Origin of the sequence: Gilliamella sp. Occ3-1, from assembly GCF_001690655.1 — a bacterium.
GTDB classification, from domain to species: Bacteria; Pseudomonadota; Gammaproteobacteria; order Enterobacterales; family Orbaceae; genus Gilliamella; species Gilliamella apicola_P.
Map to the genome: position 1 here is coordinate 141594 of NZ_LZHQ01000004.1, position 21573 is coordinate 163166.

Sequence of the window (21573 nt, forward strand, 5' to 3'; positions counted from 1 at the left end):
TCTTTATTAATAACAAATTGAGAATATTTGCTATATTATTGCTTATTATGTGACGAATATAACAAATTTTTCTTATTTCTGAAATGGGAAACAAGCGATTTGCATTGGTCAAAATTAGCTTTTAACTAACGTAACACTACTGTTTTTTAAAATAAATCTATTTTTTACTAAAAAATAAAAAAACAAAAGTAATATAAAATCAAAATGCAAATTAAAAAATTTGGGGCTAAATAAATACAATAAGTTATTTTTTATTCATCACCTGACTTTAACGAAACAACAAATCTCGCTCCCCCAAGTGGGCTAGTGACAACAAAGGCCTTACCATTATGAAATTCTGCCATTAGTTTTACATAAGCTAAACCAAGTCCATAACCACCAGTTGATCGAGTTCGGCTTGTATCTAGTCTGGCAAAAGGCATAAAGATTTTTTCACGTGAATCAAAAGGAATGCCAGCACCATCATCATCGATTTCAAAAATGACTCTATTTCCTTTTTTTGTGATATTTAAAACTGCTTTATGTGCTGCATATTTAAAAGCATTTAACAACAAATTTTTAACTATAGTTTCAACTAAATTAGTATCAATTATTGCGTATGCATCTTGGCTATTACAAGTAAGTTCAAATCCTTTTGGTTTAAATAATGTTAAAGATTGGCAAACTTTTTCACTCCACTGTTTTAGTGATACCCTTATAAAGTTTAATTCAACATTGCTTTGCTGCATTTTAAAGTAATTTAAACTAGCATTGATTAATGTCTCAAGTTCATTAATATCATCACTCATGCCTTTTTGTAGCAAAAATCTCTCTTTTTCATCGGTTGACTCTTCAAGCATACTAAGTTCAAATCGCATACGGGCAAGAGGAGTACGTAATTCATGAGCCATCGCATGAGAGATTGTTTGATTAGTACCAACTAGATGTTCAATATGCGTTCCCATATTATTTAAAACATTTGCTAGCGGCTTAAATAACCAACCTTTAACATTTTCGGTTCGAGCTTTTAAATTACCTTGTCCTAACTGCTCGGCAGTTTGTCTGATATTAACTAGATCCTTCCATACGGCACTAAAAGCCATATAAATTAAAATGAAAAAAACAATAGCACTAAACAAAGCCCAAATAACAAGAAAGATGGTCAACGACATGGTATTGGATGCCAAAATATCCCGCATTACAATCGGACCTAATTGAAGCAAATTGCCATCTTTTAAATCTATATAAACAATCTCATTATCACCATCATAAGAAAAACCAAGTTTTTTTAACTCGTTAAGTACAGTATCAGGTAACGGTGTGTTAATTGGTAACACTTCGATAGGGTAGCCAAAATAAGGTTGCAATTCATTAACCACTTCTTGAAGGGGACGATCTTTATGTTCTTTAATTTGCATACGAATAAGGTTTACCGTACCCCGTTGAGATTCACGAAACACAACATGATCATCAGGTATATCTGTTAATGATGAAGGTAATGAATCAAAAACCAATAAAGCGCCATAAGCAATAATACTTTGCAATAAAAGTAAAATAACTAGATAAAATACAATACGGCGATTAAAAAATAGCGGTTTGGCTAATAATTGACTCAATGATTTTCTCCTTCTCGCATAAATAAATAGCCCTTTCCTCGCACTGTTTTGATGCGAGATGGATTATCTGGGTCATCAAGTAATTTACGACGAAGTCTTGAAACACGAGCATCAATAGATCGATCACTACCATCAAAATCGATCCCTCTTACTTGAGAAAAAATATCATCTCGAGAAAGAATTGCCCCAGCATTATAAGCAAGCAACCATAGCAGATCGAATTCGGCAGTGGTTAAATCAATTTCTTGCTCGTGCAAGAGTACTTTTCGGTTTTCACCGTCTATGACTAGATTATCAAATATTAAAGTTTTATTATTCTGTGGTAAAACAAACTCTTTCGTATTGTCTTTGTCGGTTTCTATCTGTTTCCGTCGTAATAAAGCTCGTATTCGCGCTAGTAATAATCTGGGTTCAACTGGTTTTGCTAAATAATCATCCGCTCCCAATTCAAGCCCAACAATTTCATCAATATTATCTTCACTTGCTGTCATGATCAGTATAAAATTACTAAACCATGTACGAATATCTCGACAAATATCAAAACCTGTTTTTACAGGTAACATTACATCTAAAATAACCAGATCGGGATTAAGTTGTTGAATCTTTTCTTCTGCCCCTTCGCCACTATTATGCCATTCAACAAGATATCCTTGCCGAATTAGATAAACTTGAATTAAATTGGCTAAGCGCTGATCATCTTCAATGATTAATATACGTTCACTCATTATCTGTTCTCGATTACTGTAGCTTGTACCTAGAGATACCTCATTATACAGATAATTCTTTTCCCGTTACAAAATATATACAAAGAGGCTACAAAGTTTATAGCCACTCTATGAGAGAATTTACGCCAATATCTATAAATAGACTATTTTTTATCAAAATGAATACTTTTTCATCAATAGCAAACCATCTTTTTCATCCATCTTATCCACAAAATCACACGCCAATTGTTTTGTGTGATTTTGATGGTACGATTAGTGTTAAAGATGTCACAGATACTTTACTAAGCCACTTTGGTCAACATGGTTGTGATGAGCTTGAAGAATTGTGGGTTAGCGGTAAAATTGGCTCTCAAGAATGTATGAGTAAACAAATTGCATTAATGGATGCAAGCTTAGATGAACTCAATCAAGTTTTATCACAAATTGAAATTGACCCAGATTTTAAATCTTTTATTCATTATACAGAACAGAACAATATTCCCGTACATGTGCTCAGCGACGGTTTAGATTATGCCATTGAGTTTATTTTAAAACGTCATGGTATTGAACATTTACCTATTTTTGCTAATAAATTGATGCATAATAATGCACGCAGTTGGCGCCTTGAGTTTCCTTATGCAAATAAGGACTGTATTAAGCAAAGTGGCAATTGCAAATGTAATCATGTAAAAAAACAACAGCACTTTTCGCAAATATTATATGTTGGTGACGGCACATCAGACTATTGCGTATCACATAATGTTGATTTCGTTTTTGCCAAAGACAAGTTAGTTAATTATTGTAAAAAAAATAAAATTGAACATTGTAAGATTACTAGTTTCGTAGATGTAACCTCGGCATTAAAACAGGCGCAACATGCTGTTATCCCTGTCATGATGGTAAAATAATAAGGAATATTAATGAGTACAATTCAAGATTTATCTTACTTTCTACCAGGTAACAAAAATGGCGTACTTTTGATTCATGGTTTAACTGGTACCCCCAATGAAATGCGCATTTTAGCTAATGGATTAAATAAAGCTAGATTTACTGTTTATGCAATCCAATTAGCTGGGCATTGTGGTACTGAAGAAGATCTGTGTAAAACAACATGGCAAGATTGGTATAAAAGCGTACAAAATGGCGCAGATTATTTAGCACAGCATGTAGATAATGTTTTTGTTGCTGGATTATCAATGGGTGCGCTACTTGCACTAAAACTTGCTGCCGATAGACCTGAACAAATTAAAGGTGTTGGTGTTTTAGCCCCCACATTTTGTTATGATGGTTGGAGTATGCCATTTTGGGCAAAAAAACTTTTCTTCTTATTAGTCTATTTTAAAAAATTGGGTATTTTTCAAAAAAAGGTTTTCATTGAAAAACCACCCTATGGACTTAAAGATGAACGCATTCGCGCAGTAGTGTCCGAAAGCATGTTAAGTGGCGATGCGGCATCAGCAGGGCTTGCTGGTAACCCGTTTCCTGCACTTGCCGAAATGCAGTTATTGGCAAAAGAGATGCGCAAACAATTACCTAAAGTAATTTCGCCTTGTTTAATTATGCATTCAGGCAATGATGATATCGCCAATATAGAAACTAATGCCAAATTGGTTGAAAAATCGGTATCAGGCTCAACAAAATTAGTGGTATTAAATGATAGTTATCATTTAATTACTATTGACAGCCAACGTCGTGAAGTGATCAAAGAGTGTGCATCGTTCTTTGATAATATCGCAGAAGGAATAAAAGCATAATGTCACCATTAGTTATTATACTTTGGATTAGTAATATCTGTTTTGATACTCTAGGACAAGTCGCTTTTAAATTTGCAGCCATCGCACCAAATAATCGCGATGGTTGGTACTACTGGCTAGATTTATCGAAAAATAAGTGGATTTGGGTTGGTGTTATATCTTATATTGCTGAATTTTTATTATGGTTAGCCTTTTTAACCTTAGTCCCTCTTTCTCAAGGCGTATTACTTGCTTCATTTAATATCATTACGATTATGTTAGTTGGTCGAATTATTTTTAAAGAATTGCTAACCATTTATCGCTTAATTGGGATGCTATTAATCACTGCTGGTGTCATTTTTGTAGGAATGTCTTAATATGGCTAGATTTTATTTAATTGGCTTTTCTGTATTGCTTTTTTTTGACACAATTGCGCAATGTAGTTTTAAATTAACGGCTATCGAAGCTCAACCATTAGAAATGAGTATTCAATGGTTAATTCGAGTATTTACCAATCCTTGGATTTATATTTCAATAGTGGGATATATTCTTACTTTCTTCACTTGGATGACATTATTAAAAAAAGCACCTGTAGGCCCTGCTTTTGCTGCATCACATTTTGAAGTTGTGACAGTTATGATTGTTTCAATCTGGTTATTTCACGAACCTATTACATTATTCAAGTTAATAAGTGCAATATTAATTGTTTCAGGTATTCTCTTTTTAGCTTTAGCAGAAAGTAAATTATCTAAACAAAATTTACACAATCATCAACATTAAATTCTGATCACAATAATGGGAAGGTAGGTAAGGCTTTATACCTAAAATACCTGCTTTCCTAAAACTTTTTTGCCAGTTTATACTGCTAATGCCTTTAATAAGGTTAAATTAAGTTGATGTTGCTCTCGTTGCCAATTGATAAGCTTATCTGGCGATATGGTAGGTTGTTTATCGAGCGAACTGAGTAAACGTTTGAACCAATTTGATGGCTGCCATATAGATAGCTCTCCCGTAATATCACTACCAATAATTCTAGGCTTTATTGATGATATAGTATCAAGAATATGATATGTTTGTAGCTTACCTTGATCCCAATTGGTATGAATTACATCTTCGCTCAATGCATCTTTATCAATCGATAAGTAAACGGGTTGTGCACTGTGATACTGTTCGGATAAAAAGCTCGCAATAAGATCATCTGGTGTTGCAAAATGTCGAAAAGCGTGTCCTAAACCAATTTTTTTTGCCCATGCAACATTGACCTCCAAGCTCCAATAAGTCAACTTTTTATGAAAAAGCGCTGACCATCTATTTTCCCAAAAATGAGAAAGCCCAATATCATGAGACGTAATACCAAGTACATGTACATGACTAACAAAAGGCAAACTTGCCACATAACTAACCCATGAACCACAATGAATACCAAACAAATATCGCATATTGTCTGGATGATTATCAAAAATTACGACTTGAATTGGATTCTCGGCAGAGTATTGTTTAGCTAGATTTTCAATCAGTAATAATGAAATATGGTGATAATCACCACTACCCATTAATACCGTGCCATGGTTTTCAGGTAAAGATTGCTGTAACACATCATTAAATTGGTGAAATTTTTTCTTAGTACAACCAAAACGAATCGCATCTTGCCATTGGGTAAAATCAATCGTTTTAGCATGACAAATTTCACCAACACTTCTATCAAAATTGAGAATAATAGGACATGTCATGTTACTTTCTCCTTGTCACTTTCAAAATGACCAATGAATCTACGCAATACGGTTCTTAATAATGGGTTGCGAATATAGACAAGATGTTTAGTAAAGGTGAATTTTGCACCTAACGAAGCTTTTACTTCGGGATCAGTCCAACCTGCAATATAGTGACTAAAACCTTGCTGTAAAGCATATTCAAGATTAACAAACCAACTTACAAAATAGAGATTAAGTTCCCTTGCCTGTGGATAAACCATACCGATATATTTATCAACTAGCATATTATTAACAACAAAACAAATATTGAACCCCACCAACCTATCATTATAGTGATAAGTCACTATATGTGCATTTTGGATTTTGCATTGTAATAGTTGGGTAAAAAACGGTTTGGTCAATAAGTCAAAATGTATTTCACTTTGCTGATAAACATTAAGATACAATTGATAATACTCATCTAGAACAGTATCATCAAAAAAACAATCATCACCACTATGCAAAACATTAATATTTAATTTTTCACGTGATCTTAATTTTCTTCTAAAATTTTTACGTCGGCTATAAGAAAACCGTAAAAAAACCTCGTCCATATTTGCAAAGTCAATCGGAACCCAAGCTAATGCCTGCCCTTCAACTTCTATAAAACCATTTTCTTTTAATGACGAAATAAAATCCATTGAATAATGGTTGTCTTTTTCGTTTAGTAAAGGAGAAGCAACAGGAATATCTTTAACAATAAAAAAAGGATACTGCTTAGCATAAGCTGCTTTAAGGTGTTCAGCCAATTGATTCGCATCAACGTTATCAGTTAATAATGCATATTCCGAAACAGTAGCACCAACAAAACAAGTATGAGGTTGTAAATAACGCCGCCATTTATTATAAAAAGGAAGTTTCTGAACTTTATGCCTGAAATCATCATCTGCAGTAGTAAGAAGATCAAACTTAGCAGAAAAAATAGGCACGCCATCTTCGCTCAGCCATGCTGAAAAATCTTGCGGAGGATGAGCTAAAAAATTGTCTATTAATTCATTAGGTTCTAACTGATTAAGGTATTTCATAAGGTAAATCTATGATTGGCTGTAACACATAATCCCGCCAATAGACATTGACGGGATTATGAAGATCAAATAATTAAAGTTCTTTTTTCGCTCGGGTAATTAACTGATCTAGAAGTTCAATACCTTGATCAATTTCCTGACGAGAAATGTGTAATGATGGTGCAAAAGTAATCACATTTTTATAGTAACCACCAATATCAAGCACTAATCCCATTTTGGTACCTTTCCAATCAAGATCACCTGACATACCAATATCAACCATTTTGTCAACTAAGGCTTTATTAGCTGTAAAGCCATCTTCTGTACAAATTTCTGCGCGAAGTGCCAAGCCTAAACCATCAACTTCACCAATTTCTTTATGTTTCTTCTCAAGTGTTTTTAAACCCTCAAGGAAATAAGCACCACTATCCATTACCATTTTTTCGTAATCTGTTTCAGAAGTCATTTTTAATACTTCAAGACCAACAGCTGTACCTAACGGATTTGATGCAAAAGTTGAGTGGGTTGAGCCAACTGGGAATACTTGAGGATTGATTAATTCTTCACGCGCCCATAAACCACCTAGTGGATTAAGACCATTAGTTAATGCTTTAGCAAAAACAACAACATCAGGTTTAACATCAAAGTGTTCAATTGACCAAAGTTTACCTGTACGATAAAAGCCCATTTGGATTTCATCAACCACCAATAAAATACCATACTGATCTAAAACTTTTTTAAGTCCTTTAAAGTAATTACGAGGAGGAACAATATAACCACCTGTTGCCTGTAAAGGTTCAGCATAGAACGCTGCATATTCAGCTTGCCCAACTTTTGGATCCCAAACACCGTGGTATTCAGTTTCAAATAAACGCGCAAATTCTGCGACTAGATGTTCACCATACTCCTCCGCTGTCATGCCTTTTGGACGACGGAAAGGATATGGGAAAGGAACAAACATCGCACGATCACCAAAATGACCATAGCGACGACGATAACGATAACTTGATGTAATTGATGAAGCACCTAAAGTTCGACCATGGTATCCACCTTGGAAAGCGAACATTAATGATTTACCACCAGTAGCATTACGAACAACTTTTAAAGAGTCTTCAATACACTGTGAACCACCTACATTGAAATGTACTCGCCCTTCATAACCAAATCGCTTTTCCATACCTTGAGCAATAGTTTTAGCTAATTCAATTTTAGTTGGGTGTAAATATTGGCTAGCACATTGTGGTAAGGTATCAATTTGCTTTTTAAGAACATTGTTTAAACGTTCATTGGCATAACCGAAGTTACATGCAGAATACCACATTTGTAGATCAAGGAAAGCTTTGCCTTCTTTGTCATACATATAACTACCTTCACAACCATCAAAAATTTTTGGTGGTTCTACATAATGCACTGTATCACCAAAAGAACAATATTTTGCCTCATCTGCTAACAAGATAGCATCATCAGGACGGCTATTAATCATTTCTAAAGTTGGTTTACTCATAAGTTGTCTCACTAATTGATATTCAAACATGATAAAATGTGGCATTATTATTCAGGAAATTTGTTTGTTACAATGTACAATTAATGTATAGATTGTGTGACGATAAAGCTAACTAACGATAAGATATAAAATTAGTGTAATTAACGACAAGTGCACACCTTTTTATATATGGATATTAAGAAGAAATGAAAAAAATATTTTTTACATTTGCTATTTTAACAATAATAACTTTAGAAACCAAGCAGATTGCCTTAGCTGATCCCATTTCCATTGGGGTTGGTGTTGGTTGGGGTAGTTCAGCTTATAAAAGATATAGTGCGAATTATTATCCTATTCAGCATATCAATTATGATAATGGTTTATATTTTATCGATGATCTGTCAGCTGGTGTTTATGCTTATAACAAAGACAATCAAAGCGTCTCTATTGGCGCACGTTACTTATCTAACGAATTTAAGCCACATAATTCAGATAACCATCAATTAAGGCTACTTGATAGCCGCCATTCGACATTATTGGCAGAAATCGAGTATTCTATTGATACCAATTGGGGAAGTTTTTCGAGTAGTGTAGGAACTGATGTATTAAATGAAAGTAATAGTATTTTAGTAAATGCTGATTATACCGTTCCTTATATGCAAGGCAATTTGATTGTTGCACCTACCATCGGTATAAATTGGGCTAACAATAGGCATAACAATTATTATTATGGTATTTCACATAAAGAATCTTCTCGTTCAGGATTACGATACTTTAATGCTGATGAATCATTAACACCTTATGCTGAAATAGCTGCACAATATTCATTAAACCAAAATATTGCGACATTTGGCGGTGTTCATATTGACAGGTTAACTGGCGATGCGGCAGATAGTCCAATGGTGGATAATAGCATTGTAACTTCGATTTATATGGGTGTATCTTATAGCTTTTAGTAAATATACATCATACCCAATAACCAAATATGATAGCTTATTATTTTCTATAAGTTGTTGCTCATTTAAACAATGATAAAACCTTTATCACAAAAAATTTAGGAAATAGAAAAGTATGCTTTGGTTTAAAAATGCCATAATTTACCAACTTAATAGCGACACGTTACTTAATAAAGATGCAATAGAAAAAGCTCTAAAGTCTCATCCTTTTACTCCATGTAGTAATTTAGACACCACAAAGATGGGTTGGGTTTCGCCTTATTGTGATAATAACCAAGATGATTTTATAGTTGACATGCAAGGACATTTATTATTACGGATCAAAAAAGAAACAAAAATATTGCCATCCCCTGTAATTAAACAAACTTTATTAGAAAAAATCGATAAACAAGAACAAGTACTAAGCAGAAAACTAACTAAAAACGAAAAAGCCACATTAAAAGATGAAGTTATGATTGATCTAATGCCAAGGGCTTTTAGTAAATATAATCACTATTGGTTATGGTTAGATACACATAATAAACGCATTATTGTTGACTGCAGTAGCTTTAAACAATCAGAAGATATCTTAGCGATTTTACGTAAAGAACTTGGCTCACTCGCTTTAACGCCTTTATCGATTGATAAACCGCTTGAACAGGTTATGACCACATGGGCTAAAGAAAACCTAAAATTTCCACCATTTTTACTGGGCGATCAAGCCGAACTAAAAGATCCTCTTGAAGGGAATGGAATTATTAGCTGTAAAAATCAAGAAATCACCAGTGATGAAATGCGTGTCCATTTCGATTCAGGGAAATGGATCACTAAAATTAAAATTATTGATGAAAGAGGCGTTAACTTTATTGTTAATAGTGACCTAACATTTAAACGAATTAAGTTCGATTCTGTTATTTTGGATGAAAACGAAGATATCGGTTCAGATGAATTTGATAAAAGATTAGAAGCTGACTTCTTTATTATGGCTAATACATTAGCAAATTCCATTAATGACTTTTACATAACAATTAACAAAATTATTTGATAAAATTATCTAAATATTTTTCATTGTAATTGCAATAACTATAGATTTGCCTATTATCTATGCTATACTAGGACAAGATTATGGGTAACATAATTATATAAAAATAAGTAATTGTTCTTTTTATTTAAAGTAATTTTTAAATAAAAAAAGAAACTAAACAACGTCTATAACAATATATAAGTTGAGGCAATAAAATGAAAAAAACTACTCTAGCTCTAGCAATCGCAGTTGCCAGTTTAACAGCTACTGCAGCTAATGCAGCATACGAAGATAACACTTTTTATACAGGTGCTAAATTAGGTTGGTCAGAACTTTATAAATTAGATGCCAATAAAGTTCGAGGTTATGATAAAGATGAAGTTGGTATCAAAACTTCAAATCGTAGCAATGTTGCTGGCGGTGCCTTCCTTGGCTTCCAAGCAAATCCTTATTTAGCCTTTGAGTTAGGTTATGATTGGTTAGGTTCAGCTAAATATAAAAGAACTTGGACGAATAATAATACTAAGGCTGGTAATAGCAAAATCTCTGCGCAAGGCGTTTCTTTAACTGGTAAATTAAGCTACCCTATCATTGATGGTCTGGATATTTATGGCCGTGCAGGTGGTATGGTTACTATCGCTAAATGGAAAAATGGTGGAGATGTTAGACAATCTGATAGGCTTAATCATGGTACAAAAACTGACTTATCTCCTGTTTATGCATTAGGTCTTGACTATCGTTTCGATGAAGACTTTTCTACTCGCTTAGAATATCAATACGTTCAACATATTCATACTAAAACTAGTGCATCTCCAGATGCCGGTACTGTAAGCTTAGGTATTACTTACCGTTTAGGTGGTCCTGTTGCTGCTCCGGCACCAGTTGAGTTAAAAACAGAAGTAAACCGTTATGTATTAAATGAAGATGTACTATTTACTTATGCAAAAGCTGACTTAAAAGAAGAAGGACGTCAAGCATTAGACAACTTGCTTACAAACCTTGTAAAAATTAATCCAACTGAAAGTGCTGTCGTAGTAATTGGTCATACTGATCGTATCGGTTCAGTTAGTTATAACCAAAAACTATCAGAACAACGTGCTAACTCAGTAATGAAATACTTAGTTGAAAAAGGTGTTCCTGCTAGCATAATCAGCGCTCGTGGTATGGGGAAATCTCAACCAGTTACTGGTACAAAATGTGATGCTCTTCGTGGAGCGAAATTAAAAGCGTGTTTAGCTCCAGATCGTCGTGTTGAAATAGAAGTTGAAGCACGTAATGTTAAAGAGGTCGAAGTAACTAATACAACAAATTAAAATTAATTTTTGTTATGAATTATGAGCTAAAACCCGGTTAAATACTGGGTTTTTTTCTACCGATTTTGTTAATATTTAAATTATATATCACTTTGTATCTACAAATTATCCACAAAAAAGGTTATAATACTTTACGGTATTGTTAGTAAGAAAAGTTGAAGGAGTTGCCGTGCCTACCGCTATTTGGCAAGATTGCCTTTCTCAATTACAAGAAGAAATTCCCACAACAGAATTCAATTTATGGATTCGCCCGTTGCAAGCGGAAATGGTCGATAATAAACTCTATATCTATGCGCCCAATAGATTTGTCCTAGATTGGGTAAGAAATAAATATTTAACTACTATTTCACAATTATTAAATAAACTAATTAACGATGATTCTGTAAAATTATTTCTTGAAGTAGGATCCACTGTATCTACAGATAAAAAAGTACAAAATAATCAACAAAAAGCAGAAGTTGTTCCGGCATGGAAAACAACAAAAGAAACCAATAATAATCAAGTGTATCATTCAGGTATTAATCATAAGCACACTTTTAATAGTTTTGTTGAAGGTAAATCAAACCAACTTGCTGTTGCCGCAGCAAAACAAGTAGCTGAAAATCCAGGAAAAGCTTATAACCCGCTATTCTTATATGGTTCTACAGGTTTAGGTAAAACGCATTTGTTACACGCAGTTGGTAATCAAATAATGGCAAAAAAAGCCAACGCCAAAGTTGTTTACATGCACTCGGAACGCTTTGTACAAGATATGGTCAAAGCACTACAAAATAATGCTATTGAAGAATTTAAAAATTACTATCGTTCAGTTGATGCATTGTTGATTGATGACATTCAATTTTTTGCCAATAAAGAGCGATCTCAAGAAGAGTTTTTTCACACTTTTAACTCTTTATTAGAAGGTAATCAACAAATTATTTTAACTTCAGATCGCTATCCTAAAGAAATTAATGGCGTTGAAGACCGGTTAAAATCACGTTTTGGTTGGGGACTAACCATTGCAATTGAACCTCCTGAACTAGAAACACGGGTTGCAATTTTAATGAAAAAAGCCGAGGAAAATCATATTAAATTACCTGAAGAAGTTGCTTTTTTTATTGCTAAACGATTACGTTCTAATGTTCGTGAATTAGAGGGCGCACTTAATAGGGTTATCGCTAATGCTAATTTTACTGGTAAAGCTATTACCATTGATTTTGTTAAAGATGCCTTAAAAGATTTGCTAGCTTTACAAGAAAAACTTGTCACCATTGAAAATATACAAAAGACAGTTGCTGAATATTATAAAATTAAAGTATCAGATTTACTTTCTAAACGTCGTTCTCGTTCTGTTGCAAGGCCACGACAAGTAGCAATGGCGCTTGCCAAAGAGCTTACCAATAAAAGCTTACCTGAAATCGGTGATGGCTTTGGTGGCAGAGATCACACGACTGTATTACATGCATGTAGAAAGATCGCAGAGTTAAAAGAAGAAAGTAATAATATTAAAGAAGATTACTCCAATTTAATTCGAACATTATCAACTTAAAAAGAATCAATACTATGAAATTTATTATAGATCGTGAAAAACTAATAAAACCATTACAACTTGTAAGTGCTCCATTAAGTAGTCGTCCTACACTACCAATATTGGCGAATTTATTATTACAAGTGAGTGATAACACGCTATCAATGACAGGAACTGATCTTGAAATAGAGATGATATCTCATCTACCATTGGTTGAACCAAGTGAACCGGGCTCTACAACCGTGCCAGCAAGAAAGTTTCTTGATATCTGCCGAAACTTACCTAATGATGCCAAAATTTCGATAAGCGTTGACGATAACCGATTGATGATTCAATCAGGACGTAGTAAATTTTCATTATCGACATTACCAGCCACCGATTTTCCAAATTTAGAAAATTGGCAAAGTGATGTTGAACTTTCAGTGCCACAAAAAACCATTAAACGCCTTATTGATGCAGTACAGTTTTCAATGGCGAACCAAGACGTAAGATATTACCTAAATGGTATGTTATTTGAAATTGAAGATGGTTTATTAAAATCAGTTGCAACAGATGGACATCGATTAGCTTTATGCGCACAACCTATTGAACAAGATACTCAAACTAATCATTCTGTCATCTTACCGAGAAAAGGGGTACTAGAGCTTGCAAAACTGGTTAGTGATAACGACCAATTAATCAATATGCAAATTGGTAATAATAACTTACGGGTTAATCTTGGTGATTTCACTTTTACATCAAAACTCATTGATGGAAGATTCCCTGACTACAAACGAGTATTACCACGCAACCCAGATAAACCACTTGAAGTATCTTGCGAAGAACTTAAAAACGCCCTATCAAGAGTTGCAATCTTATCTAATGAAAAATTCCGTGGTATTCGACTTTATGTCCATAACAATCAAATAAAAATTACAGCAAATAACCCAGAACAAGAAGAAGCAGAAGAAGTTATTGACGTAAAATATGAATCAGCAGAGCTTGAAATTGGCTTCAATGTAACCTATCTACTTGATATATTAAATACATTGAAATGTGATAGCGTACAACTATTATTAACCGATGCAACATCAAGTGTACAAATAGAAGATATTAATAATCAAACGGCAACTTATGTTGTTATGCCAATGCGCTTATAATCCAATCTCACTTAATATTCCGGCTTCGACCGGAATAATTTAAAGCATATGACTCTTTCAAAAATCAATGTCCATCATTTTCGTAATATTAGTTATGCACAGTTATCTTTATCTCCACATTTCAACTTCATTGTAGGCGATAATGGGAGTGGAAAAACAAGCTTACTTGAAGCTATTTATATGCTTGGTCATGGTCGTGCATTTAGACATACTCAATCGAATCGAATTATTCAACACGAGCAACCAGAGCTAGTATTATTCAGCGAACTAAACACGTCCAATCAACAAATTCACTCAATTGGACTTGCTAAATCGCGTAATAATGATAATAAAATCAGAATAGATGGGGATGAAGGTTATCGATTAACCGATTTAGCCAAATTATTACCTATTCAACTAATTACACCAGAAGGATTTGATTTATTGACTGGCGGACCTAAATATCGCCGTGCATTTATTGATTGGGGATGTTTTCATCATTACCCAGAATTTGTTCATTTATGGAACAATTTAAAGCGTTTATTTAAACAACGCAATGCATTATTAAAGCAATCCCATAGCTATAATCAATTATTACCTTGGGACAAAGAACTCGCGCCCATCGCTGAAAAAATTAGCCACATTAGAGAAAACTACTCACAACATATTTTTCCTGAAATTATACAAACATGCCATGATTTTTTACCCGAGTACCAACTTAATTGCCAATATTATCAAGGTTGGGAGCATAATACCGATTATGCCGAAATGTTGCGCAAACAATATGAACGAGACAAACTCCTCAACTACACATCAGTCGGACCACATAAAGCAGATATTCGATTACGTGTTGACAACATTTCGGTTGAAGATCTGTTATCACGTGGTCAATTAAAATTATTAATGTGCGCATTACGCTTATCTCAAGGCGAATATTACTCCAAGCAAAATACTCAAGCTTGTATCTACCTACTTGATGATTTTGCATCTGAATTAGATAACAATAAACGCGAATTGCTAGCTAAACGTCTAAAACAAGCTAATTCACAAGTATTTATAACAGCAGTTAACCAATCGCAAATTACCCATATGATCGATGAAAATGATAAGATTTTTTACATAAAATCTGGTATAATTTCGTAAATATACAGAATGATATAAACAATCAAATAAGTCGAGAAATCCATGTCTAATTCTTATGATTCTTCTAGCATTAAAGTACTCAAAGGGCTTGATGCTGTCCGTAAACGTCCAGGTATGTATATTGGTGATACTGATGATGGCACAGGGCTTCACCATATGGTTTTTGAAGTTGTTGATAATGCCATAGATGAAGCATTAGCTGGGTATTGTCACCATATTGAAGTAACTATCCATCCCGACAACTCTGTTTCTGTGCGTGACGATGGTCGCGGTATTCCAACAGGTATTCATGAAGAAGAAGGTGTTTCAGCAGCAGAAGTTATCATGACCGTATTACATGCTGGTGGTAAATTTGATGATAATTCTTACAAAGTATCTGGTGGTTTGCACGGTGTAGGTGTTTCAGTTGTTAACGCCTTATCAGATAAATTAGAATTAGTTATTTATCGTGATGGAAAAATCCACCAACAAGTTTATAACTTAGGTGTACCGCAAGAGCCACTAAAAGTAATTGGTGAAACATCTGAATCTGGCACTTATGTACGCTTTTGGCCAAGCCCAGAAACGTTTACCAATATTGAGTTTGTCTACGAAATATTAGCAAAACGACTACGAGAATTATCATTCTTAAACTCAGGTGTATCTATAAGATTACTTGATGAGCGTACCGGCAAAAGTGAACATTATCACTACGAAGGTGGTATTCAAGCGTTTGTTGAATATTTAAACAAAAACAAAAATCCTATTCATCCTAAAATATTTTATTTCAGCACAGAAAAAGACGGTATTGGTGTTGAAGTAGCACTACAATGGAACGATGGTTACCAAGAAAACATCTATTGCTTTACTAACAACATCCCACAACGAGATGGCGGTACTCACTTAGCAGGTTTCCGTGGAGCAATGACACGAACATTAAACAACTATATGGAAGCTGAAGGATACAGCAAAAAAGCCAAAATCAGCGCCACAGGTGATGATGCTCGTGAGGGGTTAATTGCGGTAGTGTCAGTTAAAGTACCTGACCCTAAATTCTCATCACAAACCAAAGACAAATTGGTATCATCAGAAGTAAAATCCGCAGTTGAATCCGTAATGGGTGAAAAGTTAACAGAATATCTACTTGAAAACCCAAGCGATGCCAAAATTGTTGTCGGAAAAATCATCGATGCAGCAAGAGCACGAGAAGCCGCCCGTAAAGCACGCGAAATGACACGTAGAAAAGGCGCTTTAGACTTAGGCGGATTACCGGGTAAACTTGCTGATTGCCAAGAAAAAGACCCAGCTCTATCTGAACTGTACTTAGTGGAAGGGGACTCTGCGGGGGGCTCAGCAAAACAGGGGCGCAACCGCAAAAATCAAGCAATCTTACCACTTAAAGGTAAAATTTTGAATGTTGAAAAAGCTCGCTTTGACAAAATGCTCTCATCTCAAGAAGTCGGAACACTAATTACCGCATTAGGTTGTGGAATTGGCCGTGATGAATATAACCCAGACAAAATGCGTTACCACAGCATTATTATCATGACCGATGCCGACGTTGATGGCTCGCATATTCGAACATTATTATTAACATTCTTCTACCGACAAATGCCAGAAATCATTGAGCGAGGTTATGTTTATATTGCACAGCCACCTTTATACAAAGTCAAAAAAGGCAAGCAAGAACAATATATCAAAGATGATGAGGCAATGACGCAATTTCAAATTGCCTTAGCGCTTGAAAATGCATCGTTACATGTCAATGACCATGCACCTGCTCTTGCAGGCGAAGCATTAGAAAGACTAATTGCTGAATATCAAAAAGTCGAAAAACTTATTACAAAAATGGAACGTCGCTATCCAAAAGTGTTGCTATCGGAATTGGTTTATCATGATGTATTAAACGAAAGTATTCTACAAAATCAACAACAGGCCGAAAACTGGGCAAAAACCTTTGTTGAAAAACTATCAAATAAAGAACAACATGGTAGCAGCTACCTTTATTCAGCTGAATATAATGAAAAAGCAAAGCTATATGTGCCAATCATTAAAGTAAAAACTCATGGTGTAGATACTAATTATCCATTAGATCAAGTATTCATCCATAGTAATGAATACCGTAATATTTGCCATCTTGGTGCACAATTAAAAGATCTACTTGAAGACAGCGCCTTTATTCAACGTGGTGAGCGCAAACAACATGTTGAATCTTTTGACGAAGCTGTTGATTGGGTAATTAAAGAATCACGTCGTGGATTAACTATTCAGCGTTATAAAGGACTAGGTGAAATGAACCCAGAACAGTTATGGGAAACCACAATGGATCCAACCAGCCGCCGCATGTTACAAGTCACCATTAAAGATGCAATTGAAGCAGATCAATTGTTTACAACACTAATGGGGGATGAAGTCGAACCCCGTCGACTATTTATTGAAGAAAATGCGCTTAAAGTAGCAAATTTAGATTTCTAAACATTATCGTTATTAAGAGAAATAGTTGGATCTGTTAATTAATAAAATATGTCTGGAGTAGATGAAATAAAATCCAGAAATTATTGAAATATCAAATCAGGTAAAATATCTGATTTGACTTTAATGATAGTTTTAAAATCACTAGCTGTACAATTTAAAACGCTTTAAAGTGTTTTACCAACTCACATCATCATAATAAAAAATGAAAATTCCAATTTATAAATTAGTACAACAGGGTAGATTTATTAATCTGAATGGGCTTAATTGAATTATTTATTTTGTGTTTACCAATATTGAAAACTAATACCAACAATAGTAGTTTTCAATATTGGTATTTATCACTTTTTTATATTTGGTAATTATTAATTTTCTGCGAATCAATTAAATTAACGATTGCACAACTAGCACACTAAGATAGCGCTTAATTTAAACGCAGTGTTAGTTAAAATAATAACTAAGATTCATTTTTAATTCTTTTTGGTAAATCAGCCAAACTATCAATAATCCAATCAGCTTGTTCTAATGTCTCTTCTGTTATGGTATCACCCGTTTTTACTAACACAGTTTTTTTAACGCCAGCTTTTTTACCCGATAATAGGTCAGACACTCTATCTCCAACCATATAGGAATTAGCAATATCAATTTTTAGTTCTTTAGCTGCTGTTTGAATCATACCTGGACTTGGTTTGCGACATTCACAGTTATCAATTAACGGATCATGAGGACAATAATAGACACCATCTAAATCAACACCACGATCTTGTAAAGACCAATCCATCCATTCAGTCAAAGTATGAAATTGTTCTTCTGTAAATATATTTCTAGCAATACCTGATTGATTGGTTGTTATAACTAACATAAAACCCATTTTTTTGAGTTCTTGCATTGCCTCAATAACACCATCAATAAAATGGAATTTATCGATTGTATGCACATAATTATAATCTATATTAATGGTACCATCTCGATCTAAAAAAATAGCTGGCTTCATGTTTAGTTTTTTCCTTTTATTAAGATATTACTCTAATATTGCATAGAATATTATTGATTGACTTAGATGTCTAGACGTCTTAATATTCATTTATTCATCTTTTTTTTTATATATTATGATACAACTACAACATATTTCGAAAACATTTGAGCATAATAAAACTCCCATTTATGCTTTAAAAGACATTAATATCCATGTTCCCCAAGGGAAAATTTACGGAGTTATTGGCAAATCAGGGGCTGGGAAAAGCACACTTATTCGCTGCATTAACCTGCTAGAAAAGCCGACTAGTGGGAAGATTTTCTTTGATAATCAAGAGATCACTAATCTATCTAATAGAAAATTAATTGAAATACGCCGAAAAATTAGTATGATTTTTCAATATTTCAATCTACTGTCTTCACGTACTGTATTTGATAATATCGCTTTCCCTCTTGAACTAAATAAAACGCCTAAAATAGCAATTAAGCAGAAAGTAAATGAGCTTATGGATTTAGTTGGATTGACAGAAAAAGCGAATGTTTATCCAACTAATTTATCTGGTGGACAAAAACAACGTGTTGCTATTGCGAGAGCTTTGGCAAGTGACCCCAAAGTATTATTATGTGATGAAGCAACCAGTGCGCTTGATCCTGAAACAACACGTTCAATTTTGTCATTACTAAAAAATATTAACCAAAAATTAGGACTAACAATTTTATTAATTACGCATGAAATGAATGTAGTAAAACAGATTTGTGATCAAGTGGCTGTCATAAGTGATGGCAAACTAGTTGAACAGTCATCAGTAGGCGAAATGTTTTCTCATGCTAAAACAGATATTGCACGACAATTTATTCAATCAACCTTACACCTTAGTATTCCAGATGATTATTTAATAAGGCTATCATCTGAACACAAAGAAGGACTCAATCCTTTATTACGTTTAGAATTTACAGGAGTCTCTGTTGATTTACCATTATTATCACAAATCGCTAAAGAATTCGAAATTGATAGTAACATTATCAGTGCACAAATGGATTATGCCGGAGGAGTCAAATTTGGCTTAATGTTAGCGGAAATGAAAGGGAAACAAAAAAGTATGGCATCAGCAATTCAATTCTTAGAAAAAAATAATACTAAAGTAGAGGTGCTCGGCTATGTTTGATTTTATTCCTTCATTTAAACCTTTTGAATCATTATTTCGATATTTAACTCAATATAATTTTTGGGCTGACTTTGTTGCTTTTTGTTCATCATTTAATGGCTTTAATGAAGCAATGCTGTTCAAAATGGCACAAGCAACAGATGAAACTCTATTTATGGTCATCTTATCAGGTTTTTGGGGAACGATAATTGGATTACCCGTTGGTATATTACTTTATACGACGCGTAAAGGACAAATATTGGATTGTTATGTCGCTAATAGCACTATTTCATTTATTACTAATGTATTTCGATCAATCCCTTTTATCATATTAATTGTATGGATTATTCCTTTCACCACAATTTTAATGGGCACCTTTATAGGTAAACAAGCTGCAGTGGTACCATTAAGTATTGGTGTATCGCCATTAATTGCACGTATGATAGAAAATGCATTATTAGATGTTCCTAAAGGATTAATAGAGGCTGCACGCTCAATGGGTGCAACACCACTACAAATCATATATAAAGTTTTATTACCTGAGTCATTGCCTATAATTGTCAATAGTATGACAATTACCTTAATTACTTTGACAGGATATATTGCAATGGCTGGAGCTGTTGGCGCAGGAGGCCTTGGGCAACTTGCTATTCAATATGGTTACAACGGCTACAAGCCAGCTATAATGAATACTGTTTTAGTTATATTAATTATTATTGTCTTTATTATTCAATTTATTGGTAATATGATTGTTAAACGCGTCACGCATCATTAATTTTGGAGAAATATATGTCTATTAAAAAGCTAGCGCTTATTACCACATTGGTAAGTGCATTTTTTTTAACTGGCTGTGATAATAATAAACAAACAGCCACAACGGATAACAAACCAACAGAGCCAGCTAAAGTAAATGTTCTAAAAGTCGGAGTAATTTCAGGCCCTGAACAAGAAGTTGCTGAAGTAGTTAAACAACAAGCAAAAGATCTTTATAATCTAAATGTTGAACTAGTTATTTTTAACGATTACGTAACCCCAAATCAAGCATTAAATGATGGCTTAATTGATGTAAATGCTTTCCAACATAAACCTTATTTAGATGAACAAATGAAAGAACGTGACTATAAATTAGCTTTAGTAGGTAATTCATTTGTTTATCCTATTGCAAGCTATTCTCATAAACTAAAACCAATTGATGAATCAATAGAAAGAGGCGAAGGCGTAAAAGTCACTTCACCACGCGGTGAAGCATTTTTCATTCCAGCTAACTCAACGATTGCTATTCCTAATGACCCTACAAACTTAGGACGAGCACTATTATTATTACAACATGAAGGGATGATTACGATTGATAAATCTAAAGGTTTACTACCAACTGTACTTGATATTACCAGTAACCCTTATAACTATAATATTTTAGAACTCGAAGCCCCAATGTTACCTCGTTCATTGGATGATGCCCAAGTTGATCTTGCAATCATCAATAACGCATTTGCAGGACAAGCAAACTTAACACCAAGTAAAGATGGTATTTTTGTTGAGGATAAAGAATCACCATATGTCAACATTATTGTTTCGCGTGAAACGGATAAAGATAATGAAAATGTGAAAAATTTTGTAAAAGCATACCAAACCGAAGCTGTTGCACAAAAAGCTGACCAAATTTTTAATGGTGGAGCTATTCGCGGTTGGTAA

General features: G+C 34.0%; 20 protein-coding genes. 14 read left to right on the top strand and 6 right to left on the bottom strand.

The genetic code is table 11. From position 1 onward, the window contains the following. Window positions 1–251: 251 nt before the first annotated feature. Both A9G43_RS01485 and A9G43_RS01490 read right to left on the bottom strand, forming a co-directional pair. Window positions 252–1595 (bottom strand): ATP-binding protein, encoded by a 1344-nt coding sequence (locus A9G43_RS01485; RefSeq protein ID WP_065606009.1) that lies wholly within the window; start codon window positions 1593–1595, stop codon window positions 252–254. After that, the gene (locus A9G43_RS01490; protein ID WP_065560843.1) at window positions 1592–2320 is read right to left on the bottom strand and encodes a winged helix-turn-helix domain-containing protein; all 729 of its coding nucleotides are present in this window, start codon (window positions 2318–2320) and stop codon (window positions 1592–1594) included. Before A9G43_RS01490 ends, A9G43_RS01485 begins: the two co-directional genes overlap by 4 nt. 158 nt (window positions 2321–2478) lie before the next feature. Here A9G43_RS01490 and A9G43_RS01495 point away from each other — a divergent pair, with 158 nt between their 5' ends. From A9G43_RS01495 to A9G43_RS01510, 4 genes are read left to right on the top strand one after another with little or no spacing between them, the layout of a single operon-like run. Then, window positions 2479–3207: an MtnX-like HAD-IB family phosphatase gene (locus tag A9G43_RS01495; RefSeq protein WP_065606101.1), complete on the top strand. Its 729-nt coding sequence runs from the start codon at window positions 2479–2481 to the stop codon at window positions 3205–3207. Between the two features lie 12 nt (window positions 3208–3219). Beyond that, a complete protein-coding gene (locus tag A9G43_RS01500) occupies window positions 3220–4053 on the top strand; it encodes an alpha/beta hydrolase (RefSeq protein WP_065606011.1) in 834 nt (277 codons plus the stop codon). Continuing rightward, complete coding sequence (locus tag A9G43_RS01505; RefSeq protein ID WP_034914277.1) at window positions 4053–4409, top strand: EamA family transporter; 357 nt, start codon at window positions 4053–4055, stop codon at window positions 4407–4409. The genes A9G43_RS01500 and A9G43_RS01505 overlap by 1 nt, the downstream gene beginning before the upstream one ends. 1 nt (window position 4410) lies before the next feature. Continuing rightward, on the top strand, window positions 4411–4812 hold the full coding sequence (locus A9G43_RS01510) for a DMT family transporter (protein ID WP_065606013.1): 402 nt from the start codon (window positions 4411–4413) through the stop codon (window positions 4810–4812). A 77-nt stretch (window positions 4813–4889) separates the two neighbouring features. Here A9G43_RS01510 and A9G43_RS01515 read toward each other — a convergent pair whose 3' ends face one another. The 3 genes from A9G43_RS01515 to A9G43_RS01525 form a co-directional block, all read right to left on the bottom strand. Next, a complete protein-coding gene (locus tag A9G43_RS01515) occupies window positions 4890–5762 on the bottom strand; it encodes an arginase family protein (RefSeq protein ID WP_065606015.1) in 873 nt (290 codons plus the stop codon). Beyond that, window positions 5759–6808, bottom strand: coding sequence for a GNAT family N-acetyltransferase (locus A9G43_RS01520; RefSeq protein ID WP_065606017.1), 1050 nt, complete (start codon window positions 6806–6808; stop codon window positions 5759–5761). The genes A9G43_RS01515 and A9G43_RS01520 overlap by 4 nt, the downstream gene beginning before the upstream one ends. Before the next feature lie 73 nt (window positions 6809–6881). Then, window positions 6882–8291 carry an aspartate aminotransferase family protein gene (locus A9G43_RS01525; RefSeq protein WP_141671394.1) on the bottom strand — a complete coding sequence of 470 codons (1410 nt, stop codon included), beginning with the start codon at window positions 8289–8291 and terminating at the stop codon, window positions 6882–6884. Between the two features lie 185 nt (window positions 8292–8476). Here A9G43_RS01525 and A9G43_RS01530 point away from each other — a divergent pair, with 185 nt between their 5' ends. The 7 genes from A9G43_RS01530 to gyrB all read left to right on the top strand — a co-directional run bounded on the left by A9G43_RS01530 (window position 8477) and on the right by gyrB (window position 17764). Beyond that, window positions 8477–9226 (top strand): MipA/OmpV family protein, encoded by a 750-nt coding sequence (locus A9G43_RS01530; RefSeq protein WP_065606019.1) that lies wholly within the window; start codon window positions 8477–8479, stop codon window positions 9224–9226. A 115-nt stretch (window positions 9227–9341) separates the two neighbouring features. Beyond that, on the top strand, window positions 9342–10250 hold the full coding sequence (locus A9G43_RS01535; protein ID WP_065606021.1) for a recombination-associated protein RdgC: 909 nt from the start codon (window positions 9342–9344) through the stop codon (window positions 10248–10250). A gap of 194 nt (window positions 10251–10444) precedes the next feature. Continuing rightward, complete coding sequence (ompA, locus tag A9G43_RS01540) at window positions 10445–11542, top strand: porin OmpA (protein WP_065606023.1); 1098 nt, start codon at window positions 10445–10447, stop codon at window positions 11540–11542. Between the two features lie 169 nt (window positions 11543–11711). Next, entirely contained in the window at window positions 11712–13070 is a 1359-nt protein-coding gene (gene dnaA / locus A9G43_RS01545; protein ID WP_065606025.1) for a chromosomal replication initiator protein DnaA, read from the top strand. A gap of 14 nt (window positions 13071–13084) precedes the next feature. Beyond that, window positions 13085–14188, top strand: a complete 1104-nt coding sequence (gene dnaN, locus A9G43_RS01550) for a DNA polymerase III subunit beta (protein ID WP_065606027.1) — start codon at window positions 13085–13087, stop codon at window positions 14186–14188. Window positions 14189–14236: 48 nt separating this feature from the next. Beyond that, window positions 14237–15310, top strand: coding sequence for a DNA replication/repair protein RecF (gene recF / locus A9G43_RS01555; RefSeq protein ID WP_065606029.1), 1074 nt, complete (start codon window positions 14237–14239; stop codon window positions 15308–15310). A 42-nt stretch (window positions 15311–15352) separates the two neighbouring features. Then, window positions 15353–17764: a DNA topoisomerase (ATP-hydrolyzing) subunit B gene (gene gyrB, locus A9G43_RS01560; RefSeq protein ID WP_065606031.1), complete on the top strand. Its 2412-nt coding sequence runs from the start codon at window positions 15353–15355 to the stop codon at window positions 17762–17764. Window positions 17765–18218: 454 nt separating this feature from the next. Here the strand turns inward: gyrB and gmhB are convergent, their stop codons facing one another. Continuing rightward, window positions 18219–18755 carry a D-glycero-beta-D-manno-heptose 1,7-bisphosphate 7-phosphatase gene (gmhB, locus tag A9G43_RS01565; RefSeq protein WP_065606033.1) on the bottom strand — a complete coding sequence of 179 codons (537 nt, stop codon included), beginning with the start codon at window positions 18753–18755 and terminating at the stop codon, window positions 18219–18221. Window positions 18756–18870: 115 nt separating this feature from the next. Here gmhB and metN point away from each other — a divergent pair, with 115 nt between their 5' ends. The 3 genes from metN to A9G43_RS01580 all read left to right on the top strand — a co-directional run bounded on the left by metN (window position 18871) and on the right by A9G43_RS01580 (window position 21573). Beyond that, a complete protein-coding gene (gene metN / locus A9G43_RS01570; protein WP_065606035.1) occupies window positions 18871–19902 on the top strand; it encodes a methionine ABC transporter ATP-binding protein MetN in 1032 nt (343 codons plus the stop codon). Between the two features lie 112 nt (window positions 19903–20014). After that, a complete protein-coding gene (locus A9G43_RS01575; protein WP_065606103.1) occupies window positions 20015–20656 on the top strand; it encodes a methionine ABC transporter permease in 642 nt (213 codons plus the stop codon). Between the two features lie 14 nt (window positions 20657–20670). Then, on the top strand, window positions 20671–21573 hold the full coding sequence (locus tag A9G43_RS01580; RefSeq protein ID WP_065606037.1) for a MetQ/NlpA family lipoprotein: 903 nt from the start codon (window positions 20671–20673) through the stop codon (window positions 21571–21573).

Coding starts and splice junctions, on each gene's coding strand:
- A9G43_RS01510 (WP_065606013.1), top strand. CDS start 4,411: ATGGCTAGATTTTATTTAATTGGCTTTTCTGTATTGCTTTTTTTTGAC.
- A9G43_RS01490 (WP_065560843.1), bottom strand. CDS start 2,320: ATGAGTGAACGTATATTAATCATTGAAGATGATCAGCGCTTAGCCAAT.
- A9G43_RS01505 (WP_034914277.1), top strand. CDS start 4,053: ATGTCACCATTAGTTATTATACTTTGGATTAGTAATATCTGTTTTGAT.
- dnaN (WP_065606027.1), top strand. CDS start 13,085: ATGAAATTTATTATAGATCGTGAAAAACTAATAAAACCATTACAACTT.
- recF (WP_065606029.1), top strand. CDS start 14,237: ATGACTCTTTCAAAAATCAATGTCCATCATTTTCGTAATATTAGTTAT.
- A9G43_RS01515 (WP_065606015.1), bottom strand. CDS start 5,762: ATGACATGTCCTATTATTCTCAATTTTGATAGAAGTGTTGGTGAAATT.
- A9G43_RS01500 (WP_065606011.1), top strand. CDS start 3,220: ATGAGTACAATTCAAGATTTATCTTACTTTCTACCAGGTAACAAAAAT.
- A9G43_RS01580 (WP_065606037.1), top strand. CDS start 20,671: ATGTCTATTAAAAAGCTAGCGCTTATTACCACATTGGTAAGTGCATTT.
- gmhB (WP_065606033.1), bottom strand. CDS start 18,755: ATGAAGCCAGCTATTTTTTTAGATCGAGATGGTACCATTAATATAGAT.
- A9G43_RS01535 (WP_065606021.1), top strand. CDS start 9,342: ATGCTTTGGTTTAAAAATGCCATAATTTACCAACTTAATAGCGACACG.
- A9G43_RS01520 (WP_065606017.1), bottom strand. CDS start 6,808: ATGAAATACCTTAATCAGTTAGAACCTAATGAATTAATAGACAATTTT.
- gyrB (WP_065606031.1), top strand. CDS start 15,353: ATGTCTAATTCTTATGATTCTTCTAGCATTAAAGTACTCAAAGGGCTT.
- A9G43_RS01530 (WP_065606019.1), top strand. CDS start 8,477: ATGAAAAAAATATTTTTTACATTTGCTATTTTAACAATAATAACTTTA.
- A9G43_RS01495 (WP_065606101.1), top strand. CDS start 2,479: ATGAATACTTTTTCATCAATAGCAAACCATCTTTTTCATCCATCTTAT.
- A9G43_RS01525 (WP_141671394.1), bottom strand. CDS start 8,291: ATGAGTAAACCAACTTTAGAAATGATTAATAGCCGTCCTGATGATGCT.
- ompA (WP_065606023.1), top strand. CDS start 10,445: ATGAAAAAAACTACTCTAGCTCTAGCAATCGCAGTTGCCAGTTTAACA.
- A9G43_RS01575 (WP_065606103.1), top strand. CDS start 20,015: ATGCTGTTCAAAATGGCACAAGCAACAGATGAAACTCTATTTATGGTC.
- metN (WP_065606035.1), top strand. CDS start 18,871: ATGATACAACTACAACATATTTCGAAAACATTTGAGCATAATAAAACT.